The sequence below is a fragment of the Prosthecobacter sp. genome (genome assembly GCF_034366625.1).
Lineage (GTDB): Bacteria > Verrucomicrobiota > Verrucomicrobiia > Verrucomicrobiales > Verrucomicrobiaceae > Prosthecobacter.
This window is the reverse complement of sequence record NZ_JAXMIH010000027.1, coordinates 1-15,117: the sequence shown is the minus strand read 5'-3', so window position 1 is coordinate 15,117 and position 15,117 is coordinate 1. Positions and strand designations below refer to the sequence as shown.

The 15,117-nt window shown below is 60.5% G+C and carries 15 protein-coding genes and 1 tRNA gene; 10 read left to right on the top strand and 6 right to left on the bottom strand.

Annotation, left to right across the window (positions count from 1 at the left end; all coding sequences use genetic code 11):
* Window positions 1–69: 69 nt before the first annotated feature.
* Window positions 70–327: a hypothetical protein gene (locus U1A53_RS25135; protein ID WP_322284642.1), complete on the bottom strand. Its 258-nt coding sequence runs from the start codon at window positions 325–327 to the stop codon at window positions 70–72.
* 215 nt (window positions 328–542) lie between these two features.
* Here U1A53_RS25135 and U1A53_RS25130 point away from each other — a divergent pair, with 215 nt between their 5' ends.
* Genes U1A53_RS25130 through U1A53_RS25120 form a run of 3 tightly spaced genes read left to right on the top strand, consistent with a single transcriptional unit; the run spans window position 543 to window position 5,144 of the window.
* Window positions 543–1,889 carry a hypothetical protein gene (locus U1A53_RS25130; RefSeq protein WP_322284641.1) on the top strand — a complete coding sequence of 449 codons (1,347 nt, stop codon included), beginning with the start codon at window positions 543–545 and terminating at the stop codon, window positions 1,887–1,889.
* 46 nt (window positions 1,890–1,935) lie between these two features.
* Window positions 1,936–4,236 (top strand): hypothetical protein, encoded by a 2,301-nt coding sequence (locus U1A53_RS25125; protein WP_322284640.1) that lies wholly within the window; start codon window positions 1,936–1,938, stop codon window positions 4,234–4,236.
* Window positions 4,233–5,144 carry a hypothetical protein gene (locus U1A53_RS25120; protein WP_322284639.1) on the top strand — a complete coding sequence of 304 codons (912 nt, stop codon included), beginning with the start codon at window positions 4,233–4,235 and terminating at the stop codon, window positions 5,142–5,144. The genes U1A53_RS25125 and U1A53_RS25120 overlap by 4 nt, the downstream gene beginning before the upstream one ends.
* Here U1A53_RS25120 and U1A53_RS25115 read toward each other — a convergent pair.
* Window positions 5,117–5,965, bottom strand: a complete 849-nt coding sequence (locus U1A53_RS25115; RefSeq protein ID WP_322284638.1) for an aminotransferase class IV — start codon at window positions 5,963–5,965, stop codon at window positions 5,117–5,119. The two genes, U1A53_RS25120 and U1A53_RS25115, sit on opposite strands and share 28 nt — an antisense overlap.
* Before the next feature lie 95 nt (window positions 5,966–6,060).
* Here U1A53_RS25115 and U1A53_RS25110 point away from each other — a divergent pair.
* The 5 genes from U1A53_RS25110 (at window position 6,061) to U1A53_RS25090 (ending at window position 9,553) form a co-directional block, all read left to right on the top strand.
* Window positions 6,061–6,135, top strand: a tRNA-Gly gene (locus tag U1A53_RS25110).
* 37 nt (window positions 6,136–6,172) lie between these two features.
* A complete protein-coding gene (locus U1A53_RS25105) occupies window positions 6,173–7,030 on the top strand; it encodes a 50S ribosomal protein L11 methyltransferase (RefSeq protein ID WP_322284636.1) in 858 nt (285 codons plus the stop codon).
* Window positions 7,031–7,133: 103 nt separating this feature from the next.
* Complete coding sequence (locus U1A53_RS25100; RefSeq protein ID WP_322284635.1) at window positions 7,134–8,108, top strand: MBL fold metallo-hydrolase; 975 nt, start codon at window positions 7,134–7,136, stop codon at window positions 8,106–8,108.
* Window positions 8,109–8,633 (top strand): dihydrofolate reductase, encoded by a 525-nt coding sequence (locus U1A53_RS25095; RefSeq protein ID WP_322284634.1) that lies wholly within the window; start codon window positions 8,109–8,111, stop codon window positions 8,631–8,633.
* Window positions 8,634–8,695: 62 nt separating this feature from the next.
* Complete coding sequence (locus U1A53_RS25090; protein WP_322284633.1) at window positions 8,696–9,553, top strand: hypothetical protein; 858 nt, start codon at window positions 8,696–8,698, stop codon at window positions 9,551–9,553.
* A 3-nt stretch (window positions 9,554–9,556) separates the two neighbouring features.
* On the opposite strand, the gene U1A53_RS25085 is transcribed toward U1A53_RS25090, so the two are convergent.
* From U1A53_RS25085 to U1A53_RS25070, 4 genes are all read right to left on the bottom strand, one after another.
* On the bottom strand, window positions 9,557–10,912 hold the full coding sequence (locus tag U1A53_RS25085) for a DUF1501 domain-containing protein (RefSeq protein ID WP_322284632.1): 1,356 nt from the start codon (window positions 10,910–10,912) through the stop codon (window positions 9,557–9,559).
* A 52-nt stretch (window positions 10,913–10,964) separates the two neighbouring features.
* Complete coding sequence (locus U1A53_RS25080) at window positions 10,965–11,681, bottom strand: hypothetical protein (protein WP_322284631.1); 717 nt, start codon at window positions 11,679–11,681, stop codon at window positions 10,965–10,967.
* Window positions 11,682–11,791: 110 nt separating this feature from the next.
* Window positions 11,792–12,400 (bottom strand): PIN domain-containing protein, encoded by a 609-nt coding sequence (locus U1A53_RS25075; RefSeq protein ID WP_322284659.1) that lies wholly within the window; start codon window positions 12,398–12,400, stop codon window positions 11,792–11,794.
* Window positions 12,397–13,191, bottom strand: coding sequence for a restriction endonuclease (locus U1A53_RS25070; RefSeq protein WP_322284630.1), 795 nt, complete (start codon window positions 13,189–13,191; stop codon window positions 12,397–12,399). The genes U1A53_RS25075 and U1A53_RS25070 overlap by 4 nt, the downstream gene beginning before the upstream one ends.
* Window positions 13,192–13,739: 548 nt before the next feature.
* Between U1A53_RS25070 and U1A53_RS25065 the strand changes: the two genes are divergently transcribed.
* Window positions 13,740–14,564, top strand: coding sequence for an SseB family protein (locus U1A53_RS25065; protein WP_322284629.1), 825 nt, complete (start codon window positions 13,740–13,742; stop codon window positions 14,562–14,564).
* Window positions 14,565–14,652: 88 nt separating this feature from the next.
* A complete protein-coding gene (locus U1A53_RS25060; RefSeq protein WP_322284628.1) occupies window positions 14,653–15,045 on the top strand; it encodes a hypothetical protein in 393 nt (130 codons plus the stop codon).
* Window positions 15,046–15,117: the final 72 nt, after the last annotated feature.

Sequence of the window (15,117 nt, the reverse complement as noted above, 5' to 3'; positions counted from 1 at the left end):
CCGACCGGCGCACAACGGCCGGGCTTGGGGGAGGCCGAATGTGGCGGAAGTCGGCGCTGGCGCAACAACTCAAACAGCAGCCTTCGGCCGCAGCACCGCTTCCTTCACCCGGCGCGGAATCATCGCGTTGCTCACCACCTCCGGCTTCACACTGCGCAGGAAATCGAGCAGGATCACCGGTGATTCGACGATCATGCGCTCGATTTGATCACGCCGGTGCGTCCACGGGCAGTTGCGGTGCAGGTAGTCAAGATCGGCGAGGATTTCCTCGACATCACCCTCGCTGAAACCGGCGAGCTGGAAGGCGTATGGATCGGAAAGTGGCATGGCTGCGGCGAACGGTGAAAGTGTGCAGATGAAATCGAGAATGCACGATCCGACAAGCGCTTCCACGCCACTTTTGGCAAACAAAACACGATTGACGGACAAGCCGGGCAGTCTTCGAAACCCTTTAGAAAGGCATAGTTGTCGAGGGGTGATAAGAGCTGCGGCGCTAATGTTGGAAGACTTGCGAAACAAGCAGTGCAAGCCAACAATCCACCATGCATTTCGACGACGAAGCGGTTCGGCGACATTTTAACACTTGGCACTGGTTGCTGGAAAACTTCGGCGGGCTCTCAGCGATAAGAGGAACCCGGCTAGCCCTGCCGCGTGACTTTGCGTCGATCCAGCCGACGCGGGATCATGCGTTTGCCGAAAAGACCTTCGAAATGGTAAAAACACTGATGGGCATGTCTGACTGGCCTTGCCGTCTGGGGCAGTTTCCCGATGGCAGCGAACAGAATGTGGCACGGCGGCATAGTCTCGACGGCGAGTGGAGTTCCAACGGACCTGCTGGGCTCTACATCAAGACCGAGGAGGGTGTGACCATCGGCTACTCGAACGCACAACTCGACAAACCCAGTGCGCTGGTCGCCACACTGGCCCACGAATTGTGCCACTACCTGCTGAAGATGGCAGCACGCAGTCATCCGCCTGGCGGCTGGCAGGATCACGAACTGCATACGGACACGGCCTGCGGCTTCATGGGCTTCGGAATCTTCGCCTGCAATGCTGTCTTCGATTTCCAGCAGTGGGGTGATCACCAGATGTCAGGCTGGAAGTGGTCGCGCCAGGGTTATCTCAGCGAAAGTGAGCATTCTTACTCGCTGGCCCTCTACTGCGCGCTCACCGGCATAGATGCCAAGACCGCCTCCGCGCACCTCAAAAACAATCCACGCGAGTATTTCGAGATGGCTCTCGATGACATTTCCCACCGCCCGGCAGAAATGGATAGGCTGCTGCGTGTGAAATGCCTTCCAAGGTCACTGCCGCCAATTTTAAGCATCGAATCCGAGTCGGATGCGTCAGTCGATTCCGCGCCGGACTCTGCCGCAGTGTTCACACGCATGGATGTCGAGGAACTCGGCCCTACGAAGCCGTGGTATGCGCCGCTGTGGGATTTTTACATGCGGCTTGCCTCCGCACAGGCCGGCGAATGCTGGCATGACAAGGAATTCGCCGCCATGGACCTGCTCCAGCCAGCACTGCGGCATGCGGTGCTTGCCATGCGCTTCACGCTACGTTTCGATGACCAAGGACTGCAAGGTGCCATCATTCTGGAAGAAGCAGATGAGCCCGCGCGCTCTGAACAAATGCTCCAAGAAACGATTCAAGCCTTTGAAGCGCTTCGCGACTGTCCTCGCGCCCGTTTTCTACAGATGCTGCTTCCTGGAATCGCCGTACATTTTGCCGAACTTGAACGAGCTGAGCGGGAAGAAACGCTGGACGAGTTTTTCTCACCACTTGATCAAGACGAAGCCTGGCGTGGCTTGGATCTGCTGTGGAATCACGAGTTGCGCCGCATGATTCGTGACAAGCCGATGACATTCGTGCATCCAGCAGGTTGAAATACCCTTGTAGCATTCACCTGTTCGTCGCGTTATCTGGCTGCTCATGCCCCGCATACTCTGGCAAAACACCGACATCTCCTGGCTCGCCGCCGTGGTGGTCGTTGTTGTTCTCGCGCTGCTGTGGGTGGGTTACCGCAGGTCGCCGTTGCGCGGATGGCGCCGCCTTGCCGCGACGTTGTGCAAGCTGGCGGCTCTCGCGCTGCTGGCGCTGTGCCTGCTCGATCCGCTGTGGACACGCACGCAGCCGAAGAAGGGTGAAAACGAGATCGTCGTGCTCGTGGATGCCAGCGCCTCACTCGATCTGGCGGAGTCTGCGGGTGGAGAAACCCGCGCGGCCCAGGTGCAGGCGGCTTTGGCCAGCGGCGCTGATGATGCGGCATGGATCAAGGCGCTGGGCGAAGATTTTCGGCTGCGGCTGATGACCAGTGGCCCGCAAACGAAGAGCGTGCCGCATTTTCGCGGATTGAAGTTCGACGGCACACGCTCGGATTTCTGCCGCACACTGATGACGCTGCGCACCGGCGGCTCGAACCTCGCGGCGGTGATTGTGGTGAGCGACGGCAACGCCACCGATGCCGCCGCATGGAAAACAGACGCCAAAGGCGCGCCCGTTTTCACCGTGCTGGCAGGAGAGAAAGCCCCGCAGCCCGATTTGAGCATCGTGGATGCCAGCGTGGCGACGAGCCCCTTTGAAGATGCGCCTATCACAATCACCGCACGCGTAAGTGGCAGCGGCAAAGGCACGCTCAGCGCGCTGGATGAGCAGGGAAAACCGATGGCAACGGAGAAAGTGACTTTGAGCGGAAACACACCGCAAACACTGCGGCTGCGATTGCCGGTGGCGAAACCCGGCGTGTCGTTTCAGCGGCTCGAACTCAAGAGCGAAGGCACGAAAGAGGCCACGCTGACGAACAACACACGCCTGCTGGCCGCAGATCGCGGCGCGGGGCCGTATCGTGTGCTTTACGTCTCGGGCAGGCCGAACTGGGAGTACAAATTCCTGCGCCGCGCCATCGCAGGTGATGATGACATCCAGATGCCCGCGCTGGTGCGCATCGCCAAACGCGAACCGAAGTTTGAATGGCGTGGCAAGGCCGGGGAGAGCGTGAATCCGCTGTTTCGCGGCTTTGGAGCCAAAGATGGCGAGGAAGCGCAGCGCTACGACCAGCCGGTGATCATCCGCCTCGGCACGAAGGATGCGAAAGAGCTCACCGACGGCTTTCCGAAAGCAGCGGAGGATTTGTTTGCCGAATTTCGCGCCATCATTCTCGACGACATCGAGGCGCAGTTTTTCACGCAGGAGCAGATGAACCTCATCGAGCGCTTCGTGAGCGAGCGCGGCGGTGCCTTGCTCATGCTCGGCGGCCAGGAGTGCTTCCGCGCCGGGGGTTACGACAACACGCCCATCGGCCGCATGCTGCCGGTTTATCTCGATCAAGCAACGAGCGGACCCGCCATCGGTGATGCGCGGTTCAATCTCACGCGTGAGGGCTGGCTGGAGTCGTGGATGCGCCTGCGCACCGACCGCGAGGAGGATGAGAAGCGCCTCGCCTCGATGGCGGCGTTTCATTCCGTGAATCCCGCCTTCTCCATCAAGCCCGGCGCGAGCATCCTGGCCACGGTTTCCGACGCGCAGAACTCGTATCCAGCCATCGCAGTGCAGCGCTTTGGCGAAGGACGCGTGGGCAGCATGCTCATCGGCGATCTGTGGCGCTGGGGCCTGAACAATGAAGATTCACACAAGGACATGGACCGCCTGTGGCGTCAGCTCATGCGCTGGCTCGTCGTCGATGTGAGCGATTCGATCACCTTCGCCGCTGAGACCGACGCCGCCGACCACGAACGCGTGAAACTGGCCGTGCGGGTGCGTGATCGTGCCTTCAAAGCGAACAGCGATGCCCTCGTGAAGATCGAGGTCACGCAGCCCGATGGCACGAAGTCGCAGCTCTTCGTCGAACCGAGCCTTAAAGAGGCGGGCTTGTTTGAAACCGAGTTCTTCGCCGCCAAACCGGGCAACTATCGCGCCGCAGCGACAGTCGAAGACGCGGAAAAACGCACGCCGCTCGGCTCGAAGGCCGTCGGCTGGACTTATGACCCGATGGCGGAGGAATTTGGCCGCTTGGAACCGAATCGCGATTTGATGCAACGCATCGCCAGTGAGACGGGTGGGAAGATGATCGAGCTGGATGACATCGCGAAGCTGTCGGACATGCTGAAAAACATCCGCGTGCCGGTCGAAGTGACGCTATCGACCCCGCTGTGGCACACACCCTGGATTTTTATCGCGATTCTGCTGCTGCTGCTTGGCGAATGGATCCTGCGCAGGAAAGGAGGCATGGCATGAGACTTTGGCTTTTCATTCTCTTCACCTGCACTCTTCAAGCGCGAAACCTTGACGTCATCATCGTGCGCGGCGCGGATGGCGCGGAGGAGTATGGAAGAAAGTTCTCATCTCAGGTGGAAGCCTGGGCGGCCGCCTGTTCCAAGGCGGGCTTCGCGCCGGAAGTGTTCAAAGGGGAAAAAACGACTGCGGAGCTACAAGAGCGCCTCGCACGAGCCAAACCAGACCGCGCGCTATGGCTGGTGCTGATCGGCCACGGCACGTTTGATGGCCGCGAGGCGAAGTTTAACGCCGAGGGGCCGGATTTTGACGCGAAGCAGCTCGCAGGCTGGCTCGCGCCGCTGAAGCAGGAGATCGCCGTCATTCACTGCGCGTCATCCAGCGGCGGATTTGTGCGTCCGCTGGCCGGAAAAGGCCGCATCATCATCACGGCGACGAAAGGCCCGGATGAAGTTTTCTATGCCCGCTTTGGCGAGCATTTCGCCGAAGCCATCGGCGGGTTGGATGATGCTGACCTCGATCAGGACAAGCAGGTTTCGCTGCTGGAAGCCTTCCGCCATGCCAGCAAGGCGGTGGCAACGTTCTACGAGAACGAGGGACGTCTCGCCACCGAACACGCGCTGATCGAAGACAACGGCGACGGGGTCGCCACGCGCCGTGAAGTGCTCGAAGCACCGCCTGCTGACGCCAAGCTCGACGGCGAACGCGCCGCGCAACTCGTCCTCGTGCTCAGCGAAGAGGAGAAGCAGCTCACCGACGAGCAACGAACGAAACGCGACGCTCTCGAAGTCGATTTGAAGAAGCTCAAGGAGCAACGCGGGCAGTTGGGTGAGGAAGCCTATTACACCAAGCTGGAAAAACTGCTGCGGGAGCTCGGCGAGGTTTACGGATCATCACGCCCCGCGACGTAATCCCGAAACGCCTGCGCCACGCGCTGGGTGACAGCACCAGCGCCGCCAGGCATCTCGCGCTCATTGATTCGCGCCAACGGATGCACATCGCGGGTGCTGGAAGACAGAAAGGCTTCGTCACAGGTTTGCAGGATGGTGATGGGCAGGGCTGTTTCTTCGACGGCGATGCCCGCAGCCTGACATGCCTCGATGGTGAGAGCACGTGTGACACCGGCGAGGCAGCCGGAGCTGAGCGGCGGTGTTTGCACGCGGCCATTGGCAACAATGAAGATGTTGGTGCCGGTGCCTTCGCAAAGTTCGTCGCGAGTGTTGGCAAACAAGGCCTCACCAGCCCCTTGGGCATGCGCCAAGGCCAGGGCGCGGACGTTTTCGGCATACGAAGTCGATTTGATGCCGGTGAGGGCGCCACGCTCGTTACGCGGCCATGGCACGGTGATCACGGTCTCGGTGGGTGGCCATGGTTTGAGCACGGTGGCGGCCGCGGTCATTGTGGAGGCCGAGTCGCCACGATCCGAGCCGAGCGGGCCATCACCGCTGGTCAGCGTGACGCGGACACGGGCGTCAGTCAGATGGTTTGCGTTCATCACGTCGTGAATTGCCTTCAAATAAGTCTCGAAAACAGGCGGCGTGATACCCATCGACTCGCAGGAGGCGACGAGACGCCGCCAGTGCCGCGTGAGGGTGAACGGCTTGCCATTGCGAGCGACAAGCGTCTCGAACACGCCATCGCCAACAAGAAAGCCGTGATCGAAGGGTGAGATGCGCGCTTCGGCGGTGCTGATGATGCGACCATTGAGCCAGATGAATGAGGGAAGGTTCACGCGCGCATGATGCCTTGAACCCAATCATTCTCAACAGTCTCAACTTTGCACTTGCACGGAAAGCAGCTTGAGCCAATATCCGGGCCGCAAGTTTCGCGGGTGTAGCTCAGTGGTAGAGCATCTCCTTGCCAAGGAGAATGTCGCGCGTTCGAATCGCGTCACCCGCTCCATCTCTCCCAGAGAGATGGCGTCCGTCCCCAAGCCTTCATGTTTGTCTGGTCCAAACTTTCCGCCTCACGCTGGGCAGACGCCTGGGAAGAACGCTTCGCGGGAATGACCGACGCCACGCTCGTCATCACCAGCATCCCTGGCCGCAAAACGATCCGCGTGGAGGTCTATTGCATGACGCAGAAGCGTGCGAACGCCATCCAGAAGCAGTTTGGCGGCAGCGTGCGTCATTTGAAAAAGCAGAACTGGGCGGCCATGTCTGCCCAGGCACCGCCACCAGTGAAAGTGCGCGAGACCTTCGTCATCTGCACCGCCCGGACACATGCTGAGATCGCGAAGGCACGAAAGACCTTCCCCAATCGTGACATCATCGCCGTGCCGGCTGACATGGCCTTTGGCACCGGCCACCATGCCACCACGGCCACCGTGCTGCGGCTGCTGGTCGATGCCGCCAAACCACTTCAGGACGCAGGCCGGAAATGGAGCATGGCCGATCTCGGCTGCGGCAGCGGCATCCTGGCAATCGCTGCGGCGAAACTGGGTGCGAGCCGGGTCTGGGGCTGCGATTACGATCCTGCTGCCGTGCGCATCGCCAAGGAGAACGCCACGCGCAACGGCACGCCCAAGGTGCGCTTCTCCCAGATCGATGTGCTCAAGTGGCAGCCAAAGCAGACCTGGGACATCGTGGCCGCGAACATCTTCCATGACGTGCTGGAGGCCGCCTTCCCGCAGCTCCTCCAGGCCGTTGCCCCCGGCGGCATCCTGATGCTCTCCGGCATTCTGAAGTCCCAGGCCCAGGACTGCCTGGCCGCCGGAAAACGTGCCGGTTTCATCGTCCAGAAGGTGGTCACCAAGGGCAAGTGGGTGACGGCTTTGGGCACCGCCAAGCCGACATAATCTCCCGCCAGTTTCACCAAACTGGGTTTTCCGTTCCAGCGTACTTAAGCCTTGAGTTTGAACGTATTGATCTCTAAACTTCACAAGAGTTAAGCAGCCACTCATGCTCTTCGATCCCGCTTCCTCATCCGGCGGGGCTGGAATTTCCAGCCCGGCCAAGAAGCGCACTCTCTTGGGCAGAACCAAAACGGAGGGTAATCGCATCGGCCTGCTGCCCACCGAGGGCTGGCGGAAGCGCAACATGCAGTTCCTCAATGAGGTGCTCATTCCCTCGCTGCTCTCCCCCCGCAAACCGGGCCAGGACTTCGGACTTCTGCCGATCGCGACTCAGGATGAGATCGCGGTGACATGGCTCGGCCATGCGGGTTTCTTTGCCCAGGTGGGCGGCATCAACATCGCCATCGACCCCAACTGGGCGCTGTGGCACGGCCCGGTGAAGAGGCTGCGGCATCCCAGCGTCTGGGCGCATGATCTCCCCCCCATCGACCTCGTGCTGGTGACGCATGCGCACTACGACCATCTGCATCTGCCGAGCCTGCGCAAACTGGCCGCCGCACAGCCGATCATCGTCCCTGAGGGGGTCGGCCAGCTCGTGAAGAACTGCGGGTTCGGTCGCATTGTGGAATTGAAGACCTGGCAAAGCGCCACCTTCCGGGATCTGCGCATCACCCTCACCCCCGCCCGCCACTGGGGCGCGCGCATGATCCACGACACACACCGGCAGTTCGGCGGCTTTTTGATCAAATCGCCCGACCGCTGCCTCTACCACTGTGGTGACAGCGCCATGTTCGACGGCTTTCAGGAGATCGGCAAACGTGCCGACATCGATCTCGCCCTCATGCCCATCGGTGCCTATGACGCTCCCAGCGGCCGACCGGTGCACATGAATCCTGAGGAGGCGCTGGACGCCTTCGAGATGCTGGGCGCGAATTCGATGGTGCCGATGCATCACGAAACCTTCCCGCTCGGCGGCGAACCCATCCACGAACCCGCCGAGCGCCTCGTCAAAGCCGCCCTCGAACGTCAGATGGAACATCGCGTGCGCCTGCTGCGCGAGGGTGAATCCGCCATTTATTGAGTGAGTGCACGGCCTGAGTTGACGCTCATCGCGATTGTTTCCGCAGATGGTTTCATTTCCACCGGCACGGGCGTGCCGTGGCAGCTTCCGCGTGACAAGGAGCACTTCCGCCGGGCTACTCGCGGCCAGTGGTTGCTCATCGGACGCCGCACCTATGAGGAAATGCTCGGCTGGTTCCGAGATCACCACCCCTTGGTTTTGACACGTGACAACGGTTTCAGACCTCCCATTGGCGAGCGGGTCGGCAGCGTCGAGGAAGCGTTGCTCATCGCGGGCCAGGCTGGCGCACGCGAACTGATGGTCGTGGGCGGCAGCGGGCCTTTCGCAGCCGCCATGCCATGGGCAGACCGGCTTCTCCTGACCGAGGTGGAGTCCATTCTGGGCCACGGAGTGCCTTTCCCGGACATTGCACCGGATCAATGGCAGGTCGTGTTCCGCCAGACGTTTCCCCCTGACGCCGAGAATGCCCTTGGAATGGCGATGGTGACCTATGAGCGCCGCCAGCCGCGGCCAGTCGCCGCTTAATTTTACGTTCTCGAAAAATTCAAGATGAGCAAAACCAGGTTTGGTGTATCTAAGCCATGCTGATGACCACCCACCCACGGCTCCAACCGGGCATCACCGCCGCTTTGCTGGCAGGTGCCACGCTGTTCTTCATCGGCTGCGCCAGCCTGAACAAGACCACCACCGCCGCAAACTCGGCCGAAACCGGCAGACAGGACGCCGTGCTGGTGAAATCCCCCACAGACTTGAGCTTCCTGCTCAGCATGAGCTTCACCGAGGCCAAGAGCATCTCCACGCAGCAGCTTGAGTTCCCCCCCTATCTCAAAATCGCCGCCGATTCGATCGAAGTCTTCAAATACTCGGCCGACGGCAAGCCGCGCAGGGCGCGGGCGCGCGGCAAGGTCTTCGTCGAGATGAATTTCAGCGAGCCCGCCAAGGCGCTCTGCCAGGAGGTGTTCATCACCGAGGACGAAATCATCCTGCGCGGCAGCCCCATCCTGCAACGCGGCGGCAGCATGGTGGAAGGTCTCGACGACAGCACCATCTTTTACCTGTTTGGCAGCTCCCTGCGTGTCATCGGCTTGCACAAGGTGAGCAACCAGACCGAAGTCACCTCCCTGCTGCCCGCGCTCGGCACTTGGGCACAGGGTCCAAACTTCTTGCTCCCACCTCTGACCGAAAGCGCCGTCCCCTCCAGCATTCGTGATGCCATGCAGCGTGCCGCCGAGGCCGAGATGCTGCACCAGAAGACACGCGAAATCTACGGACCTGCGCAGCAGGATACTCCTCCAGCTCCGCAGCCCCAGCCGGAAAAAGAGACCAAGAAATCCAAGTCCGCGCCACCAGCACCGTCCACCACCACGGCCAAGACAAATCCTCCCGTCGAGGTTCGCCGCGCCCTCCCGAACAAGAAATCGTTCTGGAGCAAGACAAGGGCGTAAAACTCACCCCACGATCGCCTTGGGCACACGCCCATGCACGTCGGTCAGCCGGTAATCACGTCCGGCGTAACGATACGTCAGCTTCTCGTGATCCATGCCCAGCAGATGCAGGATCGTCGCGTGGATGTCGTGAATGTGCATCTTGTCCACCGCCGCCTTGAAGCCAAACTCATCGCTCTGCCCATACGCCGTGCCACCCTGCGCACCGCCGCCCGCGAAGAACATGCAGAAGCCGTGCGGATTGTGATCGCGACCGTTGCCGTTCTCACTCACCGGCGTGCGGCCAAATTCGCCGCCCCACACAATGAGCGTGTCGTCCAGCATGCCGCGCTGCTTCAGATCGCCGATCAGCGCCGCGATGGGCCGGTCGATGTCCGCCGCGAGCTTCCGTGTCGTCGCATCATGATTCGAGTGCGAATCCCACGGCTGACCGTTGCCATAGTAAAGCTGCACAAACCGCACGCCGCGCTCCACCAGCCGTCGCGCCATCAGGCAGCCATTGGAAAAGTGGCTCGTGCCATACATCTCGCGCACCTTCGCTGGTTCCAAGTTCACATCAAAGGCATCCGTCGCCGCCGACTGCATGCGGAAGGCCGTCTCCATCGCCTGAATGCGTCCATTGAGTGCCACATCGGCTCCGCCACGTGCCACCAGATGCTCCGCATTCAGCGCCTGCATCAGATCAAGCTGCTTCCGCTGCTCAGTCGGTGAGAAGCGCTCGTTTGTCAGCCACGGAATCATCTGCTTCGGATCGAGGTTCGAGTGATTGATGTACACGCCCTGATGCTGCGCTGGCAGAAACGCGCTGCTCCACAGAATCGAAAACCGCACCGGCTTGCCCGGACATAGCACCACAAACGACGGCAGGTTCGCGTTCTCATTGCCCAAGCCGTAGCTCAGCCACGAACCCATGCTCGGCACGCGCTCCGTCATCGTGCCGTTGTTCATCAACAGTAACGCCGGGCCATGATTCGGATTGTCCGTGTGGCAGGAACGCAGCACGCACAGGTCATCCGCATGCCGCGCCAGATTGGGCAGCAACTCGCTGATCTCCAGCCCGCTCTGCCCATGCTTCGCATAGCCATACGGTGACGCCAGCAGCCCGCCCGTCGGCCGTTCCGTGCGCAGGTCGGCCCCGGTCGGCTTCTGGCCCGCGTATTTCACCAAGCCCGGCTTCGGATCGAAAAAATCCGGCCCGAACGGCCCTCCGTTCATGAACAGATGAATCACCCGCTTCGCCTTCGGCAGGAAGTGCGACCTCGGCCCTGCTTGCACCGTCGCAGCCAGCCCAAGCGCCCCCAAACCGCCGCCCATGCGGGTCAGCAGTTCACGACGGGAAAGCGCGGAGAGATCAGACATCTCCAAAATACGCATTCAGGCCCGTATCCTTGCGTCGGCGCGGACTGCCAGCTCAATGTTTCGCGCTCGATGTTGGCGCTGGCTTCGCCTTCGCCTCATCCCGCTCCTGCAGCGCATATCCAATCGGAATGTAAACCGCCAGGCAGTAGCCCAAGCACCAGATCACCGTGCCCCGCCAGAACCTCACCGGCTGCCGGTCGCGGAAGGCCGGACCCGTGTTGTCGTTCAGACAGCCCGTCTGCACCGTCTGCACCAGATGGCTGGCCACGAGGAAGCTCCACAGCGGCGCGAACACGGTCATGAAACCGAATTCGTGAATCACCGCGCCACACACCGCCGACACCACCGAGAGGCCAAACAGCAGCCAGAACCACGGCGAACGAAACTGCATTTTCCGCTCTGGCACGCTGGGCGGTGGACCATAGGAGGCAGGATCGCCCTCGCGCCGGATCGTCCATCCCAGCGCTCCCTGTCCACGGATGTCGCCACAGGCCGGACAATCCATCGTCAGCCCTTCCGCACGCTCCAGATCGGCGAGTCCCGGCCGCGCACAGAACGGACAGCGCAGCCTCAACCGCCGGCGCTGAATCCGAATGCCCATCCAAAGACACGTCACCGCCAGCACCACGAACACGCCTAGCCAGATCGTCGCCAGATGAGCCATCACACCATCGCCCGGCTCATCAGCCAGCATGAAAACCCCGATCCAGCCAAGGATCATCGTTGGCGGCGCTGTTTTGCAAAAATAAAACCAGAAGCGGTAGCTCACGCGGCAGAGAAAAAGAGATTTCCGAATGCTTGGCAAGCATTCTCCGCTCCTGTGATTCATCCTCAACAGGCCGCGGTCCATAATCGGACACAGTGCGGACACGGATCACTTCAAAATTGGTAGGCAACCTTTTCGTCGCTGGATATTCCGATCCACTGCTTCTTCTTCAGTCCGTTCAACACATCCTTCACGTCATCGTCTGTCAGCAGTTTGTTGAAGGCCGAGTGAATCATCGAACAAAGAGATTTCACCTTTTTGGGACGTCCGTCCTTCTCTGGGCTCCTCATCTTCCCAAGTTGAACCTTCACACGCTCCATGCGCTCGTTCAGAGGCAGCGTTCGCAGATCCAGTAGAACCGGTATTTGGGCAAAAACTTCGGCGCGTGCAGCCAGGACCTTCTGACTGGTGAGGTGGGTGATCAGAGCATCGAAGCCTTTGTCCCGCGAGAGGATGTGGAAGTAACCCTGCGGATCAGCTACAGCCTGCCTGCCGGTATGGTGGGCTAGAATGAAATCGAGGGCATTCTTGCCGGCACAATCCACCTCGATCAGCTCCACTTGGGCATGGTGGCGATGAACTTGCGTCATCAGGTCTTTCGGCACACGGTTCTGCTGCTTCCCGAGAAACAGAAACACCTTCACAGGTTTGCCTGCGATGAGATCAAGGTCAATCTCCTGCACGCTTTCGAAATCGACAAAGATGTAGTTGGGACGGCTCATGCGACGACAGTTGGTTTCTCCTCGGGAACAATGGAGCGATTGCCCCGGCATTGCGGAAAGCGTGAGCAGCTCCAGAAGAAGCTTCCAGCAGTGGCCCCTTGTTTCGCCTCTTTGTATAACATCTCTCCTCCGCACTTCGGGCACTCGGGTGTATCGGTTAAGCGGGAATCAGCCTGGACATTGGACGGCGGCACCGAGGCAGCTTTGCACTCACCTTGAACTTGCCGCACCATTTCCCACAAAAGGCTTCCATCGATCAACTTGACGGGTTTCCCTTTGGCAAATGCCTCTGCATCGGCGGTAAAATGACCTGTGGTGACGATGATCACCTCGTCTGCCTTGCGATCATGCAGAATGCCAAACATCTCACGCACCACAGATACTCCTACCGACCACTCCTTCCACCGCTTGCATTGCACCAGCGCTGTGCACCCGGCTTTCTTCAAGAGGATGTCCACGCCGCCGTCCGGTCCTGTGTCGAGAGAATAGTCTGCGGTGTATCCTTGCCTGCGGAAGGCTTCCGCCACCAATACCTCAAAATCCTTCCAGGGCGTGTGGCGCAGCGAATCCAGTCCCGTTTGTTGATCCACGAGCTTGGAGCGGCGGGAACGATGGACTGCACTGAGGGCGGCAAAGAAGACAAAGAACCCCAGCGCCATCGGTGCATACAGGCTGGTCGCGAATGAAAAGAGCGGCTCACTCTTGGTGTCGATCTGGGTGCGTTGCAGCCGCTCCAGCACGCCATAGCTGACCGCGCCCAGCGTAAGACACACCCAAGGTGGAAGCTTCATCAAGAATTCATCCAATGGAGGTGAGGTGCGGGTAAAACGTCGTGCCATCCGGTACGATCTGCATGCTCTGAAAAGCGCGCAAGCAAAGGCCTGATTGAAGCATGATTATTCTCTCTTCAGCCGTGAGGAGCAAGACCTCCACCTCTCATGCCTTCAAACACTCGCAGTGTTGTCATTCAAGACTGGGAAGATGGGAACGGGGCAGCGAGCATTCGCTTCGTGGCTATGCAGCTTGCCCGTTTCAGGAAATGTGGGGAAAAGAGTGTTCACGCCCCTTCACCCGTTATCGGAGCTTTGCAGAGGCTCTGTCGGATGACTAAATGCCCCTCATGCCATGGCAAAACCGCATCGTGCTTTGGCAAAACGCCACTGCACGACGACAATCGCGACGCCGTCCTGCGCTTTGACAGAATCACGCTGTACAAGCCCTCGACACCCCAGGCTTCGACACCCCAGGCATACTGAGCTATCTCTGCCCGCTCAGTCTGGGGTAGCTCACAAAATCACACCTCTGCTGGCCTGTTCCTTCAACCCAAGCCCACATACCCATGAGCCACTCACCCACCGAAGACTGGCGGCCCGAGCCGGAGCCGCAGAATGAGCTGGAACGTCTGATCAAGCAGGCGGCGGAAGATCCGTCGCTCCAGGGACGGATGTTCCGGCTGCTGATGAAGTCGGAACTCTTCATCTACGTGCCCTACCACCCGGAGCTGGTGGGGGAGCACACGCGCACGACGGACCAGGGCTTTGTCTGGTGTACCTATGGCGATGCGGACGGACCCTTCGCTGCGGTGTTTACCAGCCAGGCCGCTGCCGACTATGAGATGCGCAACGTCCGCAAGGCCGGAGGCCCGAAACCGATGATCTGCGCGATGCCGGCGGATGTGCTGATGGGATTCCTCAATGACAAGCACACGACAGTGCGGGTGATGGCGGCAGGCGGCGGCACGATCCGGCTGGAACCGCCGGCAGTGGCATCGTTGGTGGCGGGGGAATTCACCGGGCAGCGAGCGATACCCAGCAGCGAAGAAAAGGCGCTGGTGATGCTCTACCCCGTGCCGGAGGCCAAGGTGCCGATGAAGCTGCGGCAGGCCATCCGGGTCTTCTGTGCCCGGCGGCGGGTGCCCATCGGCGTCTATGTGTTTCATCAGGCGGACGCGCAGACGGGCGAGGTGCCGGGCAACGACCTGCGGGTGATCCTGTGGCTGCGCCATGCGGACAACGTGTTCTACAATGACTTCTGCCTGATGGCGCAGAAGCTCACGCCACGGCACCTGGAGTTCTTCTGCGCGGTGATCACCTCCGACGACGAGCAGGCGGTGACCTTCCTGCAACAGCAGACGCCGCTGTGGCCGCTGCTGAAGGCGGAGTGAGGGCGACGAGAGCTACAGATGCCCTTGTCGCTGTCGCGTATCGAACTCCGCCCTTCTGGAGATGGAGTGCAGACTTGTTGGAGGGTACATGAAACCGTTCCTTGGAACCAAGCGCAGGCTCAGTCCGTCGAGCCCCCTGACGTGCAGGTCCGTTTTTCGCTTTGACAGAACGCCGCTGCCAACACGCAACGCCGTGTTGCGAGACGGCAACGCCGCGCTGCGAAGGTGCAACGGCGTGTTGCGAGACGGCAACACCGCGCTGCGAAGGTGCAACGGCGTGATGCGAGACGGCAACGCCGCACTGCGAAAGCCCAACGGCGTGTTGCGAGACGGCAACGTCGCGCTGCGAAAGCACAACGGCGTGTTGCGAGACGGCAACACCGCGCTGCGAAAGCGCAACGGCGTATTGCAGGGGCGTGTCCGAAAGTTTGTGTTTTCGGGAGTTTGGTTATGTTTTGGTCTGGGTTGTTTTTTTGATTGAGCGCATGCGCTCAATCAAAAAAATCGCGACCCGAACTGGATCGCAAATTGGTTGGCGGCGGCTTTCCAGTTC

Excerpts from the sequence above, each read along its gene's own strand:
- U1A53_RS25135 (WP_322284642.1), bottom strand. The coding sequence starts at position 327 with ATGCCACTTTCCGATCCATACGCCTTCCAGCTCGCCGGTTTCAGCGAG.
- U1A53_RS25130 (WP_322284641.1), top strand. The coding sequence starts at position 543 with ATGCATTTCGACGACGAAGCGGTTCGGCGACATTTTAACACTTGGCAC.
- U1A53_RS25125 (WP_322284640.1), top strand. The coding sequence starts at position 1,936 with ATGCCCCGCATACTCTGGCAAAACACCGACATCTCCTGGCTCGCCGCC.
- U1A53_RS25120 (WP_322284639.1), top strand. The coding sequence starts at position 4,233 with ATGAGACTTTGGCTTTTCATTCTCTTCACCTGCACTCTTCAAGCGCGA.
- U1A53_RS25105 (WP_322284636.1), top strand. The coding sequence starts at position 6,173 with ATGTTTGTCTGGTCCAAACTTTCCGCCTCACGCTGGGCAGACGCCTGG.
- U1A53_RS25100 (WP_322284635.1), top strand. The coding sequence starts at position 7,134 with ATGCTCTTCGATCCCGCTTCCTCATCCGGCGGGGCTGGAATTTCCAGC.
- U1A53_RS25090 (WP_322284633.1), top strand. The coding sequence starts at position 8,696 with ATGACCACCCACCCACGGCTCCAACCGGGCATCACCGCCGCTTTGCTG.
- U1A53_RS25085 (WP_322284632.1), bottom strand. The coding sequence starts at position 10,912 with ATGTCTGATCTCTCCGCGCTTTCCCGTCGTGAACTGCTGACCCGCATG.
- U1A53_RS25075 (WP_322284659.1), bottom strand. The coding sequence starts at position 12,400 with ATGAGCCGTCCCAACTACATCTTTGTCGATTTCGAAAGCGTGCAGGAG.
- U1A53_RS25070 (WP_322284630.1), bottom strand. The coding sequence starts at position 13,191 with ATGAAGCTTCCACCTTGGGTGTGTCTTACGCTGGGCGCGGTCAGCTAT.
- U1A53_RS25065 (WP_322284629.1), top strand. The coding sequence starts at position 13,740 with ATGAGCCACTCACCCACCGAAGACTGGCGGCCCGAGCCGGAGCCGCAG.
- U1A53_RS25060 (WP_322284628.1), top strand. The coding sequence starts at position 14,653 with ATGAAACCGTTCCTTGGAACCAAGCGCAGGCTCAGTCCGTCGAGCCCC.